The sequence below is a fragment of the Streptomyces sp. NPDC085524 genome, assembly GCF_044541755.1.
In the GTDB taxonomy this organism is placed as follows: domain Bacteria; phylum Actinomycetota; class Actinomycetes; order Streptomycetales; family Streptomycetaceae; genus Streptomyces.
Map to the genome: position 1 here is coordinate 36,330 of NZ_JBITTH010000031.1, position 22,322 is coordinate 58,651.

Annotated in this window: 20 protein-coding genes; 6 read left to right on the top strand and 14 right to left on the bottom strand. The window is 69.7% G+C overall.

The annotated features are described in order from the left end of the window. Window positions 1-155 precede the first annotated feature (155 nt). The 4 genes from ACIGFK_RS35040 to ACIGFK_RS35055 form a co-directional block, all read right to left on the bottom strand. Window positions 156-1,787 (bottom strand): cytochrome bc complex cytochrome b subunit, encoded by a 1,632-nt coding sequence (locus tag ACIGFK_RS35040; RefSeq protein WP_376658784.1) that lies wholly within the window; start codon window positions 1,785-1,787, stop codon window positions 156-158. Then, window positions 1,784-2,842, bottom strand: coding sequence for a Rieske 2Fe-2S domain-containing protein (locus ACIGFK_RS35045; protein WP_376658783.1), 1,059 nt, complete (start codon window positions 2,840-2,842; stop codon window positions 1,784-1,786). The genes ACIGFK_RS35040 and ACIGFK_RS35045 overlap by 4 nt, the downstream gene beginning before the upstream one ends. Further along, window positions 2,839-3,648: a c-type cytochrome gene (locus ACIGFK_RS35050; RefSeq protein WP_376658782.1), complete on the bottom strand. Its 810-nt coding sequence runs from the start codon at window positions 3,646-3,648 to the stop codon at window positions 2,839-2,841. The genes ACIGFK_RS35045 and ACIGFK_RS35050 overlap by 4 nt, the downstream gene beginning before the upstream one ends. A 77-nt stretch (window positions 3,649-3,725) precedes the next feature. Next, complete coding sequence (locus ACIGFK_RS35055; protein ID WP_376658781.1) at window positions 3,726-4,346, bottom strand: heme-copper oxidase subunit III; 621 nt, start codon at window positions 4,344-4,346, stop codon at window positions 3,726-3,728. Window positions 4,347-4,545: 199 nt separating this feature from the next. Between ACIGFK_RS35055 and ACIGFK_RS35060 the strand changes: the two genes are divergently transcribed. Further along, window positions 4,546-4,947, top strand: a complete 402-nt coding sequence (locus tag ACIGFK_RS35060; RefSeq protein ID WP_376658780.1) for a hypothetical protein — start codon at window positions 4,546-4,548, stop codon at window positions 4,945-4,947. A gap of 84 nt (window positions 4,948-5,031) precedes the next feature. On the opposite strand, the gene ACIGFK_RS35065 is transcribed toward ACIGFK_RS35060, so the two are convergent. The 4 genes from ACIGFK_RS35065 to coxB form a co-directional block, all read right to left on the bottom strand. Further along, window positions 5,032-6,279 (bottom strand): Ig-like domain-containing protein, encoded by a 1,248-nt coding sequence (locus ACIGFK_RS35065; protein ID WP_376658779.1) that lies wholly within the window; start codon window positions 6,277-6,279, stop codon window positions 5,032-5,034. A gap of 124 nt (window positions 6,280-6,403) precedes the next feature. Further along, window positions 6,404-6,802, bottom strand: coding sequence for a cytochrome c oxidase subunit 4 (locus ACIGFK_RS35070; protein ID WP_376658778.1), 399 nt, complete (start codon window positions 6,800-6,802; stop codon window positions 6,404-6,406). Beyond that, a complete protein-coding gene (gene ctaD, locus ACIGFK_RS35075; protein ID WP_376658777.1) occupies window positions 6,799-8,535 on the bottom strand; it encodes a cytochrome c oxidase subunit I in 1,737 nt (578 codons plus the stop codon). Before ctaD ends, ACIGFK_RS35070 begins: the two co-directional genes overlap by 4 nt. After that, entirely contained in the window at window positions 8,532-9,503 is a 972-nt protein-coding gene (coxB, locus tag ACIGFK_RS35080; protein WP_376658776.1) for a cytochrome c oxidase subunit II, read from the bottom strand. Before coxB ends, ctaD begins: the two co-directional genes overlap by 4 nt. Before the next feature lie 283 nt (window positions 9,504-9,786). Between coxB and ACIGFK_RS35085 the strand changes: the two genes are divergently transcribed. Then, a complete protein-coding gene (locus tag ACIGFK_RS35085) occupies window positions 9,787-11,166 on the top strand; it encodes a cysteine desulfurase/sulfurtransferase TusA family protein (RefSeq protein WP_386469824.1) in 1,380 nt (459 codons plus the stop codon). Window positions 11,167-11,276: 110 nt separating this feature from the next. Here ACIGFK_RS35085 and ACIGFK_RS35090 read toward each other — a convergent pair whose 3' ends face one another. After that, window positions 11,277-12,254, bottom strand: a complete 978-nt coding sequence (locus ACIGFK_RS35090; protein ID WP_386469821.1) for a carbohydrate kinase family protein — start codon at window positions 12,252-12,254, stop codon at window positions 11,277-11,279. A gap of 131 nt (window positions 12,255-12,385) precedes the next feature. Between ACIGFK_RS35090 and ACIGFK_RS35095 the strand changes: the two genes are divergently transcribed. Both ACIGFK_RS35095 and ACIGFK_RS35100 read left to right on the top strand, forming a co-directional pair. Next, entirely contained in the window at window positions 12,386-12,625 is a 240-nt protein-coding gene (locus tag ACIGFK_RS35095) for a hypothetical protein (RefSeq protein ID WP_376662415.1), read from the top strand. 68 nt (window positions 12,626-12,693) lie between these two features. Continuing rightward, window positions 12,694-14,235 (top strand): hypothetical protein, encoded by a 1,542-nt coding sequence (locus ACIGFK_RS35100; RefSeq protein WP_400055090.1) that lies wholly within the window; start codon window positions 12,694-12,696, stop codon window positions 14,233-14,235. An 85-nt stretch (window positions 14,236-14,320) separates the two neighbouring features. On the opposite strand, the gene erpA is transcribed toward ACIGFK_RS35100, so the two are convergent. Then, entirely contained in the window at window positions 14,321-14,677 is a 357-nt protein-coding gene (gene erpA, locus ACIGFK_RS35105; RefSeq protein ID WP_030010511.1) for an iron-sulfur cluster insertion protein ErpA, read from the bottom strand. Between the two features lie 325 nt (window positions 14,678-15,002). Here erpA and nadA point away from each other — a divergent pair, with 325 nt between their 5' ends. Next, window positions 15,003-16,190 carry a quinolinate synthase NadA gene (gene nadA / locus ACIGFK_RS35110; RefSeq protein WP_376662483.1) on the top strand — a complete coding sequence of 396 codons (1,188 nt, stop codon included), beginning with the start codon at window positions 15,003-15,005 and terminating at the stop codon, window positions 16,188-16,190. A 102-nt stretch (window positions 16,191-16,292) separates the two neighbouring features. Here the strand turns inward: nadA and ACIGFK_RS35115 are convergent, their stop codons facing one another. The 3 genes from ACIGFK_RS35115 to ACIGFK_RS35125 all read right to left on the bottom strand — a co-directional run bounded on the left by ACIGFK_RS35115 (window position 16,293) and on the right by ACIGFK_RS35125 (window position 21,135). After that, complete coding sequence (locus ACIGFK_RS35115) at window positions 16,293-19,412, bottom strand: efflux RND transporter permease subunit (RefSeq protein WP_376661815.1); 3,120 nt, start codon at window positions 19,410-19,412, stop codon at window positions 16,293-16,295. A gap of 145 nt (window positions 19,413-19,557) precedes the next feature. After that, entirely contained in the window at window positions 19,558-20,247 is a 690-nt protein-coding gene (locus ACIGFK_RS35120) for a response regulator (RefSeq protein WP_376661816.1), read from the bottom strand. 66 nt (window positions 20,248-20,313) lie between these two features. Then, window positions 20,314-21,135, bottom strand: coding sequence for an adenosylcobinamide-GDP ribazoletransferase (locus ACIGFK_RS35125; protein WP_376661814.1), 822 nt, complete (start codon window positions 21,133-21,135; stop codon window positions 20,314-20,316). A 70-nt stretch (window positions 21,136-21,205) separates the two neighbouring features. Here ACIGFK_RS35125 and ACIGFK_RS35130 point away from each other — a divergent pair, with 70 nt between their 5' ends. Further along, window positions 21,206-21,982 (top strand): hypothetical protein, encoded by a 777-nt coding sequence (locus tag ACIGFK_RS35130; protein ID WP_376661813.1) that lies wholly within the window; start codon window positions 21,206-21,208, stop codon window positions 21,980-21,982. A gap of 51 nt (window positions 21,983-22,033) precedes the next feature. Here ACIGFK_RS35130 and ACIGFK_RS35135 read toward each other — a convergent pair whose 3' ends face one another. Continuing rightward, complete coding sequence (locus ACIGFK_RS35135) at window positions 22,034-22,312, bottom strand: hypothetical protein (protein WP_376661812.1); 279 nt, start codon at window positions 22,310-22,312, stop codon at window positions 22,034-22,036. Window positions 22,313-22,322 lie beyond the last annotated feature (10 nt).

Below are 22,322 nucleotides of genomic sequence, written 5' to 3' on the forward strand. Positions count from 1 at the left end.
CCTGCTGCTCGTCAGAGATCCACGTCGAATGGAAAGGCCTTCAGCCTATCCAGCCGGGGAGACGGCAAAGAGCCCCGTCCAGACACTGGACGGGGCTCTCGCCGTGGCGACACCAGGACTGACCGAAATCAGTCCCTCATGCTGTCAAGCGGGGATCAGTGGTGGCCGTGGCCGGACTGGATCTCCTTGTACTCCTCAGCCGTGGGCTTCAGGATCTGGTTGCCCTCGGCGTAGAGGCCCTTGCTGAGCTTCGCGCGCAGCTTCTCGGTGGCCTTCACCTTGCGCTCGACACCGTTCTCGTCGACCGTCGGGCCGATCTCGACCGGCTTGTACTGCTCGTGCGAGGTGAGCGTGTGCAGCTTGCCCTGCGAGAGCGGCTCGTGGACCTCGACGAACTCACCGTGCGGCAGACGCTTGATGATGCCGGTCTCGCGACCGTGCAGCACCTTGTCGTGGTCCCGGCGCTGGAGGCCGAGGCAGATCCGCTTGGTGACGATGAAGGCGACGACCGGGACGACGAAGAAGCCGATCCGGACGAACCACGTGATCGAGTTGATCGACAGGTGGAAGTACTGGGCGAACATGTCGTTGCCGCCGCCGATGAGGAGCACGATGTACTCCGCGATCCAGGCGACACCGAAGGCCGTACGGGTCGGGACGTTGCGCGGGCGGTCCAGGATGTGGTGCTCGCGCTTGTCGCCGGTGACCCAGGACTCGATGAACGGCCAGACGGCGATCGCGCCGAGGACCAGCGGGAAGAGCAGCAGCGGGATGAACACGCCCAGGACGAGCGTGTGGCCCCACAGGTTGATCTCCCAGCCCGGCATGGCTCGGATCAGGCCTTCCGGCATACCCATGTACCAGTCGGGCTGCGCACCGGTGGACACGTGGTCCGGGCGGTACGGGCCGAGCGCCCAGATCGGGTTGATCGAGGCGATGGCCGCGATGGCCGCGACGACACCGAAGACCAGGAAGAAGAAGCCTCCGGCCTTGGCCATGTAGACCGGCAGCAGCGGCATGCCGACGACGTTGTTGTTCGTCTTGCCGGGACCCGCGAACTGGGTGTGCTTGTGGTAGAAGACCAGGATCAGGTGGGCGACCAGGAGGCCCATCATGATGCCGGGCAGCAGCAGGATGTGGATCGAGTAGAACCGTGCGACGAAGTCGCCGCCCGGGAACTCTCCGCCGAAGAGGAAGAACGACAGGTACGTGCCGATGACCGGCACGGACAGGATCGCGCCCTCCATGAAGCGGACACCGGTACCCGACAGCAGGTCGTCCGGCAGCGAGTAACCGGTGAAACCGGTGAACATGCCGAGGACGAGCAGCAGGAAGCCGAAGATCCAGTTGACCTCACGCGGCTTGCGGAACGCGCCGGTGAAGAAGACGCGCATCATGTGCACGACCATCGCCGCGACGAAGATCAGCGCCGCCCAGTGGTGGATCTGACGGATCAGCAGACCACCGCGGACGTCGAAGCTGATGTCGAGGGTCGAGGCGAAGGCCTCGGACATCAGGACGCCCTGCATCGGCACGTACGAGCCGTGGTACACGACCTCGTTCATGCTCGGGTGGAAGAACAGCGTCAGGTACACACCCGTGAGGATGATGATGATGAAGGTGTAGAGGCAGATCTCACCCAGCATGAAGGACCAGTGGTCCGGGAAGATCTTGCGCATGTTCGCCTTGGCGAGGCTGTAGATGCCCAGGCGGCCGTCCGCCCAGTCCGCTACGCGCTCGCCGGCAGGCGCTTTGCGCGCCTTCGTGTCAGTGGTCGCAGTGCTCATCCGCGCTCCCAGAATGCAGGACCGACGGGCTCTTCGAAGTCGCCGAGCGCTTCGAGGAAGCCTTCGTCATTCACACCGATCCGCAGCTGCGGAAGCGCGTGACCGGCCGGGCCGAAGATGACACGGGCGCCGTCGGAGAGGTCGAAGGTGGACTGGTGGCACGGGCAGAGCACGTGGTGCGTCTGCTGCTCGTACAGGCTGATCGGGCAGCCGACGTGGGTGCAGATCTTGGAGTAGGCCACGATGCCCTCGTGGGACCACGCCAGTTCCTGCTTGTCCTTGATGTCCTCCGGCTTGATGCGGACGATCATCAGGGCGGCCTTGGCGATCTGGACCTGGAAGTCGTGCTGCTCCTCCTCCAGGCCTTCCGGCATGGCGAAGGTGAGCGAGCCGACGAGGACGTCCTCGGGACGCAGCGGCTCCATCGTGTTCTGGTTGATGAGCAGCTTGCCCTTGGCCCACACGGTCTTGCGCAGGCTCTGCTCGGGCAGCGGGCCCGTGTCGCGCAGGAGCATGACGGCGGACAGCGGCATCAGGGCCAGCGCGCCGAGCAGGGTGTTGCGGATCAGCGGACGGCGGGCGATGCCCGACTCGTTCGCACCGTCCGCGAAGTCCTGCATGACCTTGGCCTTGACCTCCGGCGGAGCGGCGATCTCGTGCCGGTCGTCGGCGACCTCGACGTCGGACATCAGGGTGCGGGCCCAGTGGACCGCGCCCGCGCCGATGCAGAAGAGGGCCGTGCCCAGGGTCAGACCCAGGGCGAAGTTGAGCGCGCTCACCTTCCCGACGGGGAAGATGTACACGATCTTGTCGACCGGGATCGTGACGTACGCCGTGATGAAGGCGATCGTCGCCAGCATCGACAGCGTGAACAGCATCGCGACGGTGCGCTCGGAGCGCTTCGCCGCACGCTCGTCGATGTCCTGGATGCGCGGCTTGTGGACCGGGAGGCCCGGGTCCGCGAACGGGTCGTCCGCGACCGCTACGCCACCGTGGTGGGCGTCGCCCTGCTCGCTCGGCAGGTGCTTCTCTTCGGGAATGTCTTGGCTACTCATGACTTCTTGGCCTTAGCGGTGTGGGCCGCGACCCAGACGGCGACAGCGATCAGCGCACCCAGAGCGAAGATCCAGCCGAAGAGACCCTCGGAGACGGGGCCGAGGCCGCCGAGCTTCAGGCCGCCAGGGCTGACCGACTTCTCGCCGTTCACGTTCTGGAGGTACGCGATGATGTCCTTCTTCTGCTTCTCCGGCATCGTGCTGTCGGGGAAGGAGGGCATGTTCTGCGGGCCGGTGAGCATGGCCTCGTAGATGTGCTTCGGCTCGACGCCCTCGAGGTTCGGGGCGTACTTGCCGTTCGTCAGTGCGCCGCCCTCGCCGGTGAAGTTGTGGCACTGCGCGCAGTTGTTGCGGAACAGCTCACCACCCTTGGCGATGTCGGCACCCGCCGGGTTGTACTGCTTCTCGGTCGGCGTGATCGGGCCGGCGCCGAGGGAGGCGATGTACGCGGCCAGCTGGTCGATCTGGGCCTGGGTGTAGATGGTGGGCTTCTTCGGCACCTGGGCGCCGGGCTGCTGGGCGGGCATACGGCCCGTGCTCACCTGGAAGTCGACGGCCGCGGAGCCGACGCCGACCAGGCTCGGGCCGTCAGAGGAACCCTGACCGCCGGTTCCGTGGCAGCTTGCGCAACCCACGGCGTAGAGCTTCTTGCCCTCCTCGATGGCGAGGGACTGGGCGGTTTCATCGGCCTGCGCCTTGCCCGCGGGAGCAAAGGCGGCGTACAGCCCCCCAGTGGCCGCCAGCGCGAGGAGTAGAACGACGACCGCCGCCAGCGGATGGCGTCGTCGTGCGGAGAGCTTTTTCACGGATTACCCCGGTGTCAGGATCTTCTGCGTCGGTGTTTCTGGATGGAGTGCCGGAGCGGTGTCCGGCGACGGGTTCGCTACTTGATCAGGTAGATCGTCGCGAAGAGGCCGATCCAGACGACATCGACGAAGTGCCAGTAGTAGGACACGACGATGGCCGACGTGGCCTGTTCGTGGGTGAACCTCTTGGCCGCGTACGTCCGGCCGAGGACCAGCAGGAAGGCGATGAGACCGCCTGTCACGTGCAGACCGTGGAAGCCGGTGGTCAGGTAGAACACCGAGCCGTACGGTCCGGACGAGAGGCTCAGGCCCTCGTGCTTGACCAGCTCGGTGTACTCGAACACCTGGCCGCCAATGAAGATCGCACCCATGACGAACGTGATGATGAACCACGTCCGGAGCTTCTTCACATCACCGCGCTCGGCGGCGAAGACGCCGAGCTGGCAGGTGAGGGAGGAAAGCACCAGGATCGTCGTGTTCGTCGCCGAGAAGGGCAGATTCAGGAACCCAGCCTGTTCTGTCCAGTACTCGGGTCCTGTCACGGATCGCAGGGTGAAGTACATCGCGAAGAGGGCCGCGAAGAACATCAGCTCGGAACTCAACCAGATGATGGTTCCGACGCTGACGAGGTTCGGCCGGTTGACCGTCGGGTGCGCGTGCCCGGTATCTACTGTCGTTGCTGTCGCCACGACCGACATTATGTCGGTCGCTTATCCCGCCCTCACCCCGGGGGGTGCCGTTCGGAGTGTCAGGGGCGTGTGCAAGGCCCGAACGGCCCATCAGACGACCCCTCTGCGGGCCCGCGTGCGACATGTCCGAACCGATGTTGACAACGCACCGGGAGGAGTAGCATCCCGCGCAACATCAACGTGATTCACGGGACCGTGGAGGAACGAAATGCGGGCGACTGCGCGGGTTCTGGTCTACAGCGACGACGCGGGCACCCGGGAGCAGGTGCGGCTGGCGGCGGGGCGTCGGCCGGCCGCGGACCTGCCGCCGGTGGAGTTCGTGGAGTGCGCGACGCTTCCGGCGGTCCTGACGGAGCTGGACGCGGGCGGCGTCGACGTGTGCGTGCTGGACGGCGAGGCCGTTCCGGCCGGGGGCATGGGTGTGTGCCGGCAGATCAAGGACGAGATCTTCCGGTGTCCCCCGGTGCTGCTGCTGATGGGGCGCCCGCAGGACGCCTGGCTGGCCACGTGGAGCCGTGCGGACGCGGCCGTGACCCTTCCGGTGGACCCGGTGGAGTTCCCCGAGGCCCTGGCGGGCCTGCTGCGCTCCCGGCTGTCCCTGGACGCCTGACGCTCCGACAGGACGCCTCCGGGGCCCTGGAGGGCCCCGGAGGGGGTCCGGGAGGCGTGCGGGGGCCCGTGGGGCCGCCGGGGCTCAGACGGTCGGGCGCAGCCGGGCCTGGTCCATGGGGCTGCGGCCTTCCTGGGTGCCCTTGAGCAGGGAGCTTCCCTGCCGCCAGTCCTTCCAGTCCATGTTCCAGTCGCCGAAGCCGTTGCCGAAGACGTCCATGTCCTCGCCGATGCTGTTGATCACCTGGACGATGTCGCCCTCGGTGATGTTCTCGTAGAACCAGGCGGCGTTGCCGGTGCTCATGCCGGTGCAGCCGTGGCTGACGTTCTCGTAGCCCTGGGAGCCGACGGACCACGGCGCGGCGTGCACGTATTCACCGCTCCACGTCACCCGTGTGGCGTAGTAGACGGGGAGGTTGTAGTACTCGCTGCCGCCGATGCCGACGGTGTCGCCGCGCATCTGGACGTAGTACTGCTTCCCGAGCACCACCTTGATGCCGTTGCGGGTGGAGAAGCCGGGCTTGCCGGTGGTCACCGGAATGGTGTTGATCACTTCTCCGTTGCGCTTGAACGTGAGGTAGTGCGAGGCGGCGTCGGTGGTGACCTCGACGCGGTCGCCGATCTCCAGCTTCAGGGGCTTGGCCCCGGCGCCGTAGAGGTGGTCGGAGATCCTGACGCCTTCCAGGTTGCTCCGTACGGAGACCGTGGTGTTGGCGGGCCAGTACTCCTTGGGGCGGTAGTGCAGCTTCTTGTCGTCGACCCAGTGCCAGGCCCCTTCGACGCCCGTGGGCGTGTCGACGACGAGTCCCCGTTCGACGACGGCACGGGCGGCCTTCTCCTTGACGGGTTCGCTGAGTTCGGCCGTGATGGGCTGCCCGACGCCGTATTTGCCCGCGTCCGGGCCGAATTCGACCTTGAGGACGCCCTTGGCCGGGGTGGTGTCGAAGGCGGCCGTACGCCGCCCCTGCGCGCCCCTGCCGTCCTCCGTGCTCACGGTGACGGTGTAGCGGACGCCCGCGGCCATCGGGACGGTGTTGTGCCAGCGGTCGCCCTTGGCGGACAACTCGCCCGCCAGGCGGCGCCCGTGGGTGTCGACGACCGTCACGTCGGTGATGCGGGCCTCGCCCCCCTTCGTGGTGACTTCGAGGGGCTTGTCGGGGTCCACGGGGCGGCTGCCGACGGTCTGGTTGAAGGCGACCTGATCGCCCGCGTCGTACGGGCGCGCGGAGAGCGGGTTGTCGTCGCCTGACCCGCAGGCGGTTGCGCCGGCCCCGAGGGACGCGACCAGCAGGGAGCAGCTGAGTACCGTCCAAAGACGCGGTGAGTGGTTCATGCGCTCAACGCTATGAAGATATGACAATTACGGCGCGCGGGATGACTGCAAACGAGGGGCCCGGACTCCTCCATTGGAGGTGTCCGGGCCCCTGGTGCCACGCGGCGCTGCCGCGCGGGTGCTGCTACTGGTTCGCGTTCTCACCGCGGTAGTACTCGTACACCCAGCCCCACAGGCCGATCACGAGGATCGGGGCCGAGAAGTACATGAGCCACCAGCCGAAGATGACGCCCATGAAGGCGAACGCGCCACCGATGCCGAGGAAGAGCGGCATCCAGCTGTGCGGGGAGAAGAACCCCAGCTCGCCCGCCTCGTCGGCGACGTCGGCCTCCAGGTTGTCCTGGGCCATCTCGTCCACGCGCTTGGCCGTGAAGGCCAGGTAGTAGCCGATCATGACGCTCAGGCCGAAGGCCAGGAAGAGCGCGGTGGTGCCGACGGGCTCCTTCGACCACACGCCGTACACGACGGCCATGACCAGGATGAAGAAGGAGAGCCACAGGAAGAGCTTGCCCTGGACCTTCACTTGCCGGCCTCCTTGCTGCCGCCGGTGACGGCCGCCTTGGTTCCGGCGTGGTCCTCGAGGTGGTCGAGGGCCGCGATCTCCGGGTGGTGCAGGTCGAACGCCGGCGATTCACTGCGGATGCGCGGCAGGGTGAGGAAGTTGTGCCGCGGCGGCGGGCAGGAGGTCGCCCACTCGAGCGAACGGCCGTAGCCCCACGGGTCGTCGACCTCGATCTTCTTGCCGTACTTGGCGGTCTTCCACACGTTGTACATGAACGGAAGCATCGACAGGCCGAGCAGGAAGGAGCTGATCGTCGAGATCGTGTTCAGCAGGGTGAAGCCGTCGGCGGCGAGGTAGTCCGCGTAACGGCGCGGCATGCCCTCGGCACCGAGCCAGTGCTGCACCAGGAACGTGCCGTGGAAGCCCACGAACAGGGTCCAGAAGGTGATCTTGCCGAGGCGCTCGTCCAGCATCTTGCCCGTGAACTTCGGCCACCAGAAGTGGAAGCCGGAGAACATCGCGAAGACCACGGTGCCGAAGATGACGTAGTGGAAGTGCGCGACGACGAAGTACGAGTCGGAGACGTGGAAGTCCAGCGGGGGCGAGGCGAGGATGACGCCGGTCAGGCCACCGAAGGTGAAGGTGACCAGGAAGCCGACGGCCCAGAGCATCGGGGTCTCGAAGGACAGCGAGCCCTTCCACATGGTGCCGATCCAGTTGAAGAACTTCACACCGGTCGGGACCGCGATCAGGAAGGTCATGAAGGAGAAGAACGGCAGCAGCACGCCGCCGGTGACGTACATGTGGTGGGCCCACACGGTCACCGAGAGGCCGGCGATCGCGATCGTCGCCGCGATCAGACCGATGTAACCGAACATCGGCTTGCGGGAGAAGACCGGGATGACCTCGGAAATGATGCCGAAGAACGGCAGGGCGATGATGTACACCTCTGGGTGTCCGAAGAACCAGAAGAGGTGTTGCCACAGCAGGGCGCCGCCGTTGGCCGCGTCGAAGACGTGCGAGCCGAACTTGCGGTCGGCCTCCAGCGCGAAGAGCGCGGCAGCCAGGACCGGGAAGGCGAGCAGGACCAGGACACCGGTCAGCAGCACGTTCCAGGTGAAGATCGGCATGCGGAACATCGTCATGCCCGGAGCGCGCATGCAGATGATCGTGGTGATGAAGTTGACCGAGCCGAGGATCGTGCCGAAGCCGGAGAAGGCCAGACCCATGATCCACATGTCGCTGCCGATGCCCGGCGAGCGGACGGCGTCGGTCAGCGGCGAGTAGGCGAACCAGCCGAAGTCGGCCGCACCCTGCGGGGTGACGAAGCCGGCCACCGCGATGATCGAGCCGAAGAGGTACAGCCAGTACGCGAACATGTTCAGCCGCGGGAACGCCACGTCGGGCGCGCCGATCTGCAGCGGCATGATCCAGTTCGCGAAACCGGCGAACAGCGGCGTCGCGAACATCAGCAGCATGATCGTGCCGTGCATCGTGAACGCCTGGTTGAACTGCTCGTTCGACATGATCTGCGTGCCCGGACGGGCAAGCTCGGCGCGCATGAAGAGCGCCATGATGCCGCCGATGATGAAGAACACGAACGACGTGAGCAGGTACATCGTGCCGATGGTCTTGTGGTCGGTGGTGGTGAGCCACTTGACGACCACGTTGCCCGGCTGCTTGCGCCGTACCGGCAGCTCGTTCTCGTACGAGTCAGCTGCGGCGGCACCCTGGGATTCGTTGAGGATGCTCACAGTTTGTTCGTCTCCGCATTCCGGGCCGGGTCGGTCTGCTTGATGCCGGCCGGCAGGAAGCCGGTCTGACCCTTCTCCGCCAGGCCCTTCAGGTACTTCTGGTACTCCGCGGGGGAGACCACCGTGACGTTGAAGAGCATTCGGGAGTGGTCGACGCCGCAGAGCTCGGCGCACTTGCCCATGAAGGTGCCCTCTTCGGTCGGGACGACCTCGAAGACATTGGTGTGGCCCGGGATGACGTCCTGCTTGAACAGGAAGGGAACCACCCAGAAGGAGTGGATGACGTCATTGGACGACAGGATGAAGCGGACCTTCTCACCCTTGGGGAGGACCAGGGTCGGGCCCGGGTTGCCCGTCACCGGGTTCTTGTCGCTGGGGACGCCCTTGGTGTAGACGCCCTCGGCGCCCGCGGGGAAGTCCTTGGTGAAGCGGTCCGGGATGGAGGCGAGCTCCTTGGGGACCTCGCCCTTCTTCGGGGTGGCCGCGTCTCCATCGACGTTCTCGATGTAGTTGAAGCCCCAGCTCCACTGGTAGCCGATCACGTTGATCGTGTGCTGCGGCTTGGAGAGCTCCAGCAGCTTCGACTCGTCACGCGCGGTGAAGTAGAAGAACACCGAGACGATGATGAGCGGGACCACCGTGTACAGCGCCTCGATGGGCATGTTGTACCGGGTCTGCGGGGGGACCTCCACCTTCGTCCGGCTGCGCCGGTGGAAGATGACGGACCACAGGATCAGGCCCCAGACCAGGATGCCCGTGATGAGTGCGGCCGCCCAGGATCCCTGCCACAGGGAGAGGATGCGCGGACCCTCCTCGGTTACCGGTGAGGGCAGTCCGAGGCGGGGGAAGTCTTTCCAGTTATACGAGCAACCAGTGGCGGTCGCCAGGACCACGCCCGCAGTCAGCGCCTGCAGCAGCTTCCGCCGCATCGGGCGCCGCGGCGAGCGGTCGGAGCCGTAGGGACTCACGTAGCGCCTTCCCGAGAGTCTCGGCCCGCGCGGCCGGCCGCGGCCGTGTTCGGGTCGGTCGCCGGCCCTGACGCAGGCAGGGGTTTGGATGTTTATGCGGACCAAACCCTACTGGACGCTATTTGAGGTCGCGCGGGGAGGGTGCCCAACGCGCCGCCAGGGCCCCCGAAGGGATGGATCCGCCGTCCGGGGGACGGGTCCGGCACCCCTGAATGGCGGGCTCCGGAAGCCATCTGACGGCCCCTGACCTCGATGGTCGCCGGGCTGCGGCTAGCGTGCCCGTATGCCGTACTTCGACAGCGCGTCCGCCGCTCCCCTGCACCCCGTGGCACGCCAGGCCCTGCAGGCCTCCCTGGACGAGGGCTGGGCCGATCCGGCCCGGCTGTACCGGGAGGGCAGGAGGGCGCGGCTGCTGCTGGACGCGGCCCGGGAGGCCGCCGCGGAGGCGGTGGGCTGCCGCGCGGACGAGCTCGTGTTCACTCCTTCGGGGACGCACGCGGTTCACGCGGGGGTTGCGGGAGTCCTCGCGGGGCGCCGGCGCGTCGGGGACCATCTGGTCGTGTCCGCGGTCGAACACAGTTCTGTACTCCACGCGGCCGAGGTGCACGCGGGGCGCGGCGGCTCGGTGACGGAGGTGCCCGTCGACCGGTTCGGCGCGGTGGCTCCCGCCGGATACGCGGACGTGCTGGGCGCCTCGACCGCGCTGGCCTGCCTGCAGTCCGCCAACCACGAGGTGGGCACGGTCCAGCCGGTGGCGGAGGTCGCCGAGGTCTGCCGCGAGGCCGGGGTGCCGCTGCTCGTGGACGCGGCGCAGTCGCTGGGCTGGGGCCCGGTGGAGGGCGCCTGGTCGGTGCTCGCCGCCAGCGCGCACAAATGGGGCGGCCCGCCGGGGGTGGGGCTGCTGGCGGTCCGCAAGGGCGTCCGCTTCTCGCCCCAAGGCCCCGCCGACGAAAGGGAGTCGGGCCGCTCCCCCGGCTTCGTGAACCTCCCCGCCATCGTGGCGGCGGCGGCCTCGCTGCGGGCGGTACGGGCCGAGGCGGAGGCGGAAGCGGCCCGGCTGCGGATCCTGGTGGACCGCATCCGGCGGCGGGTGGTCCGGCTGGTGCCGGACGTGGAGGTGGTGGGCCACCCCGACGCCCGCCTCCCCCACCTCGTCACCTTCTCCTGCCTGTACGTCGACGGGGAGACGCTGCTCCACGAGCTGGACCGGGCGGGCTTCTCGGTCAATTCGGGCTCGTCCTGCACCAGCTCCACGCTGACCCCGAGTCATGTGCTGCGGGCGATGGGCGTGCTGTCGGAGGGGAACGTACGGGTCTCGCTGCCGCTGGGCACGCCGGCGCAGGAGGTCAACGCGTTCCTGGAGGTACTGCCGGGCGCGGTGGCGGGCGTACGGGAGCAGCTGGGCGTCCCGGCCGCGCCGGAGGTCCTGCCGGAGGCGGAGTCGCTGGAGCTGGACGCGCTCGGGCTGCGCTGCCCGCAGCCGGTGATCGAGCTCGCCCGGGCCATCGGCCGGGTGCCGGTGGGGGGCACGGTGACGGTGGTCTCCGACGACGAGGTGGCCCGGCTGGACATCCCGGCGTGGTGCGGCATGCGCGGGCACGCGTACCTGGGGGAATCCCCCCGCCCGGCGGGGGTGGCGTACTCCGTCCGCCGCCTGGTCTGACGCGTCCGGGTGCGGCGCCGCTGCCGGGGTGCTGCCCCCGGTAACGGCGCCGCGCCACCGGGACCCGGGCTGAGCCCGGGCCCCGGTGGCGGGGGCGGAGCCCCGGGGGATCAGGCCGCCAGGTGGGACTGGACTTCCGCCGCGGCCTCGTCGCCGTACGCCTTGGTGAAGCGCTCCATGAAGTGGGCGCGGGCCAGGGTGTACTCCTGGGTGCCCAGGGTCTCGATGACCAGGGTCGCCAGCATGCAGCCGACCTGCGCGGCGCGCTCGAGGCCGACGCCCCAGCCGAGCCCGGTCAGGAACCCGGCGCGGAACGCGTCGCCGACACCCGTCGGGTCGACCTTCGCGTTCTCCTCGGGGCAGCCGACGACGATCGGCTCCTCGCCGACGCGCTCGATCCGCACGCCCTGCGCGCCCAGCGTGGTGACCCGGGTGCCGACCTTGGACAGGATCTCCGCGTCCGTCCAGCCCGACTTCGACTCGATGAGGCCCTTCTCGTACTCGTTCGAGAAGAGGAACGTCGCGCCCTCCATCAGGGTGCGGATGTTCTCGCCGTCCATGCGGGCGATCTGCTGCGAGAAGTCGGCGGCGAAGGGGATCCCCCGCGTCCGGCACTCCTCCGTGTGGCGCAGCATCGCCTCGGGGTCGTCGGCGCCGATGAGGACCAGGTCCAGGCCGCCCACGCGGTCGGCGACGGACTTCAGCTCGATCTGGCGGGCCTCGCTCATCGCGCCCGTGTAGAAGGAGCCGATCTGGTTGTGGTCGGCGTCCGTGGTGCACACGAAGCGCGCGGTGTGCAGCACCTCGGAGATGCGGACGGAGTCGGTGTCGACGCCGTGCCGGTCCAGCCAGGCGCGGTATTCGTCGAAGTCGTAGCCGGCGGCGCCGACCAGGATCGGGCGGCTGCCGAGCTGCCCCATGCCGAAGCAGATGTTCGGGCCGACACCGCCCCGTCGGACGTCGAGGTTGTCGACGAGGAAGGAGAGGGAGACCGTGTGCAGCTGGTCCGCGACCAGCTGGTCGGCGAAACGGCCGGGGAAGGTCATGAGGTGGTCGGTGGCGATGGAGCCGGTGACTGCGATGCGCACGGCGTGGACGCTCCTGCGGAGGACGGCAAGGGACAGTCAAAACTACCCGGTGAGCAGCCCTGAGCCGAACGGCCGAAACTACCCCGTAGTAGCTCTTTCTTCGCGCGAGCCGCGGTGCCTACGGTGCCTCCATGACCTACACCGACGGTTTCGGCTACTCCGAGTACACCTCCGAGCGGCCCGGCGCGGAAGCCTCGCGCCGGCCCGGTTTCGCCGGGCTGCTGGGCGACTGCGCCCGAATGGCCCCGCACTGGGCGGTTCCTGCAGGGCCCCGGCCGGCCCGCGTGGCGCCCTCGCAGATCCACGGGATCCGCGTCCCGGCGGCTTCGGCGCGGCTGATCGCCGACACGGCGGCGTACGGGGACCAGTAGCGGGGAACCGGTTGCGCGTCTGTTCCGTCACACCCGCATCAGGCAGGGACCGGTGAAGGAGCGATGCGGTGACCAGCGAACGACCCGATGCGGCCGATGCGGCCGACACGGCCCATGCGGCCGACCCGGACGGCGCGGCCGAAACGGCCGCCCCGGCGGAGGCACCGCGCGCGGCGGCGCGCCGTCGGCCCGCCTGGGCCGTCGCCTCGATCGCGGCCGCCGTCCTGCTGGCGGGCGGCGGGACCGCGTACTGGGCGTCCACGGCGCACGGCGACGGCACGGCGGGCCTCCGTGCGGGCGACAGCGCGGCCTCCGCGCCCCGGGACGCGGGAGATCCCCCGGGACCGGGCATCGCGCCCGGGGAGCCCGACCCGTCCGGCGGGCCGGTCGTGTACCGGGCCGACGTCAAGCTCCCGGACGGCCCGGCGACGGCGCCCGCGTACGCCGCGTCCGGGGAGGTCACCCCGGAGGAGGCGGCCCGGCTCGCGGCGGCCCTGGGCATCGCGGGCACTCCGCGGCTCGCCGGGGAGGTCTGGCTGGCCGGGGAGGCCGCGGACGGCTCCGGGCCCCGGCTCACGGTGTCCGCCAAGGCGCCGGGGACCTGGAACTTCGCCCGCCACCAGGCGAACGGCAACGGCACCGGGGACAACTGCGTGCGCGGCAAGGACACCTGCGGCCCGGCCACCCTCCCGCAGCAGGGGAGCGACGCGGGCGCGGGCAGCGCGGCCGCGGGTGACGCGAGTTCCGGCAAGCCGCTGTCGGAGGAGGCCGCGAAGGCCGCCGCCCGCCCGGTGCTGGCCGCCGCGGGCCTGGAGGGGGCCGCGCTCGACGCCCGGCTCGTCCAGGGGTCGGTACGGGTGGTGAAGGCGGACCCGGTCTTCGGCAAGCTGCCCACGCAGGGCTGGTCGACCACGGTGAGCGTGGCCTCCGACGGCTCCGTGGTGGCGGGCAGCGGCGAGCTGAAGGCCCCCGTACGGTCGGCCGAGCAGCCGGTGGTCGGGGCCGTGGAGGCGCTGGCCCGGCTGAACGCGCGGTCGAGCGGCCAGGAGGCCGCCCCCGGGCCGAGCGGCTGCGCGACCTCCGTCCCGCTGGATCCGGACACCCCGGTCGGGTCGACGGACACCCCGCCGTGCAACCCGGACCCCCGGCCGATGAAGCCGCCGCGCTCGGAGACGGTCAAGGGGGCCGTGCTCGGCCTGGTCCCGGGGACGGTGGACGGGGCGCGGGGCCTGGTCCCGGCCTGGATCTTCGAGGTGGCGGGCCGGGACGGTGCGCCCGGGCACGCGGTGACCGAGCCGGCCGCCGCGCAGGCTCCCCCGCAGACCTCTCCCGGGCAGAAGGACGGCCGTACCGTGCCGGGGTTCTCGTACGCGGAGGCGGACCGGAAGCTGACCGTGAACTTCTGGGGCAGCCCGTGCAGCACCTACGCGCTGGAGGCGCGGGAGTCCGCGGAGTCGGTGCTGGTGAAGATCACGGACACGCCGAACCAGCCGGGCCGGGCCTGCATCATGCTCGCGCAGGAGATGTCCGCGACGGCCACGCTCCAGCAGCCGCTGGGCTCGCGGAAGGTGCTCGACGCCACCACGGGCAAGCCGCTCCCCCGGCAGTAGCCCGGGGGGTACGACGAGGGCCCGCCGCCGGTCGATGCGACCGGCGGGCGGGCCCTCGTCGTGCTCGCGGGTACTGCTGCGCGGCTTAGCTGAACGAGTCGCCGCAGGCGCAGGAGCCCGTGGCGTTCGGGTTGTCGATCGTGAAGCCCTGCTTCTCGATGGTGTCGACGAAGTCGATGGAGGCGCCGTGGAGGTACGGGGAGCTCATCCGGTCCGTGACGACCTTCACACCGTCGAAGTCCTTCACGACGTCGCCGTCGAGGGAGCGCTCGTCGAAGAAGAGCTGGTAGCGCAGGCCGGAGCAGCCGCCGGGCTGGACGGCGACGCGGAGCGCCAGGTCATCGCGGCCTTCCTGCTCCAGCAGGGTCCTGACCTTCTCGGCGGCGGCGTCGGACAGGAGGATGCCGTCGCTCACAGTGGTCTTGTCGTCCTGTACGGACATCTACATTCACTCCCGAAGTGGGCGGCTCCCCGCGGGGACGGGGAAACGTCGGACTCTTGCCGTCGGTGGCAACGAGCGGGACCGCGAATTCATTCCGGACCCGACGCTTGTTTCAGATATTCCATGCTCGCACACCGCGCGGGGGACGGACCCGAACGGACGGAATGGATCCGCGGGCTGATGCGTCACATTGACACTATCGGCATCGTCAAACTGACATGAAGCGGTTATGATAGATAGCGTCATATAGACGAGAAGCCGAAGCGATCTTCCAGAAGTCCGGCCTTCCGGCCCTCCGGAAGTCCCTTGTCGCAGAACAGAAAGGGTGCGTGTCGTGACCACCGCCCAGCCTTTGGACGTCCAGCCGACGCCCCTCGCCCTGCTGCTGCTCGGCCGCGAAGCCGACCCGAAGAGCGAGCGCGGTGTGGAGTGCCCCGGCGACCTGCCCTCTCCGTCCGACCCGGACCTGGTGGCGCGCGCCCGCGCGGCCAAGGAGAAGCTTGGCGACAAGGTCTTCATCCTCGGCCACCACTACCAGCGTGACGAGGTCATCGAGTTCGCCGACGTCACCGGCGACTCCTTCAAGCTGGCCAAGGACGCGGCCGCCAAGCCGGAGGCCGAGTACATCGTCTTCTGCGGCGTGCACTTCATGGCCGAGTCCGCGGACATCCTGACCTCGGACGACCAGAAGGTCGTGCTGCCCGACCTCGCGGCCGGCTGCTCGATGGCCGACATGGCCACCGCCGAGCAGGTCGCGGAGTGCTGGGACACGCTGGTCGAGGCCGGCGTCGCGGGCGACACCGTGCCCGTCTCGTACATGAACTCCTCCGCCGACATCAAGGCCTTCACCGGCAAGCACGGCGGCACGATCTGCACTTCGTCCAACGCGAAGAAGGCCCTGGAGTGGGCCTTCGAGCAGGGCGAGAAGGTGCTCTTCCTCCCGGACCAGCACCTGGGCCGCAACACCGCCGTCCGCGACATGGGCATGTCCCTCGACGACTGCGTGCTCTACAACCCGCACAAGCCGAACGGCGGCCTGACCGTCGAGGAGCTGCGGAACGCGAAGATGATCCTGTGGCGCGGGCACTGCTCGGTCCACGGCCGGTTCTCGGTGGACTCGGTCAACGACGTGCGCGAGCGCATCCCGGGCGTGAACGTCCTGGTGCACCCGGAGTGCAAGCACGAGGTCGTCGCGGCCGCGGACTACGTCGGCTCGACGGAGTACATCATCAAGGCGCTGGAGGCGGCCCCGGCCGGCTCCAAGTGGGCCATCGGCACCGAGCTGAACCTGGTCCGCCGTCTGGCGAACCGTTTCGCCGCGGAGGACAAGGAAGTCGTCTTCCTGGACAAGACGGTCTGCTTCTGCTCGACGATGAACCGCATCGACCTCCCCCACCTGGTGTGGACCCTGGAGTCCCTGGCCGAGGGCAACCTCGTCAACCAGATCCAGGTCGACAAGGAGACCGAGAGCTTCGCGAAGCTCGCGCTGGAGCGGATGCTGGCGCTCCCGTAGCGGAGAGGGCCGCTCCAGGCCCGCAGACGCCCGAAGGGGCGGCCCCCTGGTGGGGGCCGCCCCTTCGGCATGCGGCGGGCGGGGCCTCGCGGCCCCGTCCGGTCAGACGCCGGCCGGCGTCTCCTCCTCCCTGGGGGAGACCACCGTCAGAGGGGCCTCGCGCTTCGCCGAGCGCTTGGCGCGGCGGCGCTCCTTGCGGAGCTCGACCATCGTGTAGAGCGTCGGCACCAGGAGCAGCGTCAGCAGCGTCGAGGTGACCAGGCCGCCGATGACCACGACCGCGAGCGGCTGCGAGATGAAGCCGCCCTCGCCGGTGACGCCGAGCGCCATCGGGAGCAGCGCGAAGATCGTCGCCAGGGCCGTCATCAGGATGGGGCGCAGGCGGTGCCGGCCGCCCTCGATGACGGCTTCGACGACGCCGAGGCCCTGGGCCCGGTACTGGTTGACCAGGTCGATCAGGACGATCGCGTTGGTCACGACGATGCCGATGAGCATCAGCATGCCGATCATCGCCGGGACGCCCATCGGGGTGCCGGTGACGAGGAGCAGGCCGATCGCGCCGGTCGCCGCGAACGGGATGGAGACGAGCAGGATCAGCGGCTGGACCAGCGAGCGGAACGTCGCGACCAGCAGCATGAACACGATCGCGATGGCCGCGAACATGGCCAGGCCCAGCGAGGCGAAGGCCTTGTCCTGGTCCTCGGAGACCCCGCCGATGGAGGCGGTGGCGCCCTCCGGCAGCTTCAGGGCCTTGATCTTCGTCTGGAGGTCGGAGCTGACCGCGCCGGTGTTGTCGCCGACCGGCCGTGCGGTGATGGTGGCGGCGCGGGCGCCGTCGATCCGGGTCATCGCGACCGGGCCGGGGACCTCCTTGACCTCGGCGATGTCACCGAGCTTGACGGGGCCGACCGGGAGGGCCTGCAGCTGGGCCAGGGTGGTGGCCGGCTGCGCGGACCTGATGACGATGTCCCGCTCGGTGTCGTCCAGTACGGCCTTGCCCGCCGGGTTGCCCCGTACGGCCTGCGCGACGATCCCGCCGAGCGCGGCCTGGTTCAGGCCCAGTTCGGCCGCCTTGGGGGTGGCGGTCACCGAGATGCGGGGCACGGACTGGGAGAGGTCGCTCTGCACGTCGGTGACGTTCTCGAGCTTGGCCACCTCGGCGCGGACCTGCTCGGCGGCCTTGGCGAGCACCGCGGCGTCGCCGGCCTTGACGACCACGCTGAGGTTCTGGTTGCCGAAGCCGTCGCCCGCGGCGATCCGGGTGCGGCCGACGCCGTCGAGGGCGGCCAGCTTGCCCTCGATCTGCTTCTTGACGCTCTCGGCCTTGCCCGAGTCCTTCAGGGAGACCTGGTACGAGGCCTGGTTGGAGCCCGTGCCGCCGCCGAAGGCCGCGAGGAAGCCGGAGGAGCCGACGGTGACCTGGTAGCTCTTGACCCCGTCGACGGAGGCCAGCACCTTCTCGATCTTGTGGCTCGCCTCGTCGGAGGCGGCCAGGGAGGTGCCGGGGGCCAGTTCCTGCTTGACCGTCAGGACCTGCTGCTCGCCCTGGTCGAAGAAGTTGGTCTTGAGCAGCGGGGTCATGCCGAAGGTGCCGAGGAGGACGACGACCGCGATGGCCACGCTCGTCAGGCGGCGGCGGGTGGCGAAGCCGAGGACGCGTACGTAGAGGCGCTGGAGCTTGCTGCGCGCCTCCTTCTCCTCCGCCTCGCGGCGGGCCCGCTCCGGATCCTCCGCCGTGCCCTTCGGAGTCTTGAGGAACCAGTACGACAACACCGGTACGACCGTCAGCGAGACGATCAGCGAGGCCAGCAGGGCCGCGGTGACGGTGAGCGAGAAGGAGCCGAAGAGCTCGCCGATCATGCCGCCGACCAGGCCGATCGGCAGGAAGACGGCCACGGTGGTGAGCGTGGAGGAAGTGACCGCGCCGGCCACCTCCTTGACCGCGGTGATGATCGCGCTCTCGCGCTCCTCGCCGTAGCCGAGGTGGCGCTTGATGTTCTCCAGGACCACGATCGAGTCGTCGACGACGCGGCCGATGGCAATGGTGAGCGCGCCCAGCGTCAGCATGTTCAGCGAGAGGTCGCGGGTCCACAGCACGATCAGTGCGAGGACGACGGACAGCGGGATGGAGACCGCCGTGACCAGCGTCGAGCGCAGCGAGGCCAGGAAGACCAGGATGACGATCACCGCGAAGAGCAGGCCGAGCATGCCTTCGGTGGTGAGGCTGGAGATGGACTTGGCGACGGCCGGTCCCTGGTCGCTGACGACGGTCAGTTCGGCGCCCGCGCCGAGGGTGGAGCGCAGCTCGGGCAGCTTGTCCTTGACGGCGTCGGAGATGGCGACGGCGCTGCCGTCCTTGTCCATGGTCAGGACGAGGGCGAGGCTGGGCTTGCCGTTGGTGCGGGTGATGGAGACGGCCTTGGCGGCCTCCTGCTTCACCGTGGCGACGTCGCCGAGGCGGACGGCGGGCTTGCCCGGGCCGGCGCTCAGGCGCAGGTCCTCGACCTGGGCGAGGGAGGTGTAGCCGGTGCCGACGCGGACGGTCCGGTTCTTGCCCGCCTCGTCGAAGGAGCCGGCGGGGACGGTCGCGCCGCCCGCCTGGAGGCCCTGGGCGAGGGCGGCGCCGTCGAGGCCGGCGGCCGCGAGCCTGGCGTCGTCGGGGGTGACGGTGACCTGGAGGTCCTGGACTCCGTCGACGGTGACCTGGCCGACGCCCTCGATGTCCGACAGGACGGGGACGACGGAACGTTCCAGCTGGTCGGCGAGGGCCTGCTGGTCCTTGTCGGAGGTGACGGCGAGGATGACCGTCGGGATGTCGTCGGTGGAACCGGCCACCACCTGCGGGTCCACCTCGGCGGGCAGCCGGACCCGGGCCCGGTTGACGGCCTGCTGGACGTCGGCGACGAGCTGCTTGGTGCCGCTGTCGCCGTAGTCGAAGGTGGCCATGACGAGGGCGTTGCCCTCGCTGGCGGTGGAGGTGATGCCGGTGATTCCGTCGACGCCCTTGAGCATGGCCTCGATCGGTTCGACGACCTGCTTCTCCACCACGTCGGGCGAGGCGCCCTGGTACGGCGCGAGCACGGACACCATGGGCAGTTCGATGGACGGCAGCAGCTGCTGCTTGAGCTGCGGGATGGCGATGGCGCCGAAGAGGAGCGCGACGAGCGACACGAGGCCGATCAACGCCCTTTGGGCAAGGCTGAAGCGGGACAGCCAGGACATGGGTGTGGGATCTCTCTGCAGTGGGAACGCAAGGGCGTTCCCAGCCTGTCCTGCGGCCGGGGCGCCCCGCGTCGCTCCCAGGTCCCGTCCTTATGTGCTGCATACCGCGTCCGCAGTACGCCGCACTACTGCGCCGCGTACACCGCTACTCGGCGCGGGGCCGGACCAGTCCCGATTCGTAGGCGATGACCACCAATTGGGCACGGTCGCGGGCGCCGAGTTTGGCCATGGCCCGGTTCACGTGGGTCTTGACGGTGAGCGGGCTGACCTCCAGCCGGCCGGCGATCTCGTCGTTGGACAGCCCCGCGGCCACGTGTACGAGGACCTCGCGCTCGCGGACGGTCAGCGCGGCGAGCCGCTCTGCGTGCGACCCGGCCGAGGCCGCGGAGAGGTCGGTGCCGCCGCCCTGGGCGAGGAAGGTGGTGATGAGCCCCTTGGTGGCGGCCGGCGACAGCAGTGCCTCGCCGGCGGCGGCCACGCGGATCGCGTTGAGCAGCTCCTCGGGCTCGGCCCCCTTGCCGAGGAAGCCGGAGGCACCGGCCCGCAGGGCCTGGACCACGTACTCGTCGACCTCGAAGGTCGTGAGCATCACCACGCGCACGGCGGCGAGTTCGGGGTCGGCGCTGATCATCCGGGTGGCGGCGAGCCCGTCGGTGCCGGGCATCCGGATGTCCATGAGCACGACGTCCGCCCGGGTCTCCCGCGCGAGCGCGAAGGCCTGCGCCCCGTCGGAGGCCTCGCCGACGACCTGCATGTCGGGTTCGGAGTCGACGAGCACCTTGAAGGCGGAGCGCAGCAGCGCCTGGTCGTCGGCGAGCAGCACCCTGATGGGCACGGCGGCGGTCGGTTCCGTCGGAGTGTGGTCCACGGGGGTGAGCGTACGTGGGCCGCGCCCGCGGGATCAGCCGAGGGCGAGGACGATCAGGGTGGTGGTGGCCGCGGTTTCGGCCAGGGCGCCGAAGACGTCTCCGGTGACCCCGTCGAAGCGGCGTACGCAGCGGCGCAGCAGGAGTTCCGCGGCGAGGAGCGCGGCGAGGACGGCCGCTGCGGTGCGGGCGGCGGCCGGCAGGCCCAGCGGGAGGGCGGCTGCCGCGGCGGCCACCGTGGTCAGGGCCACCAGGGCGGCGGCCGTGCGGCCCGGGACCACGCCGGCGACGGCCGCGCCGAGGCCCTCGGGGCGGGCCGCCGGGACGCCCTCGCGGGAGGCCAGGGTCATGGCGAGGCGGGCGGCCACGGCGGCGGTGACGGCGGCGAGGGCGCCGCGCGCCCAGCCGTCGGCATAGGCGTCGGAGAGGGCGGCGACCTGCACCAGCAGCGTCAGCACCAGGGCCACGACGCCGAACGGGCCGATGTCGGACTGCTTCATGATGCGCAGCGCGTCCTCGGCGGGTTTGGCGCTGCCCAGGCCGTCGGCGGTGTCCGCGAGCCCGTCCAGGTGCAGCCCCCGGGTCAGGGCCGCCGGGACGGCGACGGTGACGGCCGCGGCGAGCAGCGGGCCGCCGCCGAGGAGCAGGAGGAGCGTCCCGAGGACCGCGGCGAGCAGGCCCACGACCAGCCCGGCGAGCGGGGCGCAGGCCATCCCGGTGCGGGCGGCAGGGCGGTCCCAGCGGGTGATGCGGGCGGGCAGCACCGTGAGCGTGCCGAACGCGAAGCGCACGCCGTCGAGGAGCGTGGCGCGGTCCGCGGGCGGCGTGGGCGCCGGTTCTTCGTACGAATCTGTCATCGGCGCGAACGCTACCTGCTCACCCCGGACGGTAAATTGCCCATTACCGACCAAACAGGGAGGCAGTGGGATGGGTCACTGGTGGTATCGGAACATCGTCGAGCCGGGGAAACTGCCCATGCTCCTCGCGCTCCTCGCCTTCGTGACGTCGTTCCTGGTCACCCGTGTGATCACCCGGCTGATCCGGGCCGGCCGGGGCCCCTTCAAGAACATCACCCCGGGCGGCCTGCACGTCCACCACGTGGTGCCCGGCGTGATCCTCGTGATCATCGGCGGCTTCGGCGCGGTCGGCAGTGCCCGGCACGGCCTCGCCGCCTGCCTCTCGGCCGTGATCTTCGGTCTCGGCGCGGGCCTGGTCCTGGACGAGTTCGCTCTGATCCTGCACCTCGACGACGTGTACTGGAGCGAGGAGGGCCGCAAGAGCGTCGAGATCGTGGTCCTGACGGCCGCGCTGGTGTGCCTGGTCCTCGGCGGGTTCCTGCCCTTCGGGGTCAACGACCTGACCTCCGAGGAACGGCAGAGCCGCGGGCTGGTCGCCATGAACACGGCCACCAACTTCTTCCTCGCCCTGATCGCCCTGTGGAAGGGCAAGGCCCGCACCGCGATCTTCGGGGTGGTCATCCCCTTCGTGGCGCTCATCGGCGCGGTCCGGCTGGCCCGGCCCGGATCCCCGTACGCGAAGAGGTTCTACGCGAACCGTCCGCGCGCCCGCGCCAAGGCCGGGCTGCGCGCCTTCCACCACGACCGCCGGTGGGCGGCGCCCCGGCGCAGGTTCGAGAACTTCATCGGCGGGACCCCCGACCCGAAGCAGCCCGCCGTCTCCCTGGAGAAGCCCGAGAACCGGTGACGGGCCCGCCCATGCCCCTGGGACGGGCCCGTCATCGTGTCGTCGTGAACCTCAGCCCGGGATCAGGCCGTCGTCGCGGAGCATCTCCCTGACCTCGTCCAGCGTGGCGTCCGCGCCGGGCAGGATCAGCTCGGAGGGCTCCAGCGCCTCGTCCGGCAGCGGCTCGCCGAGCCGCCGTACGGCTTCGAGCAACGCCTCCAGCGTCCGCCGGAAGCCCTCCTCGTCACCGCCCTCCATCTCCTCGAGGAGTGCGTCGTCCAGTGTGTTGAGCTCGGTGAAGTGGCTGTCGGCCACCTCCAGCTGACCTTCCCCCATGATGCGGACGATCATGACGGACCCC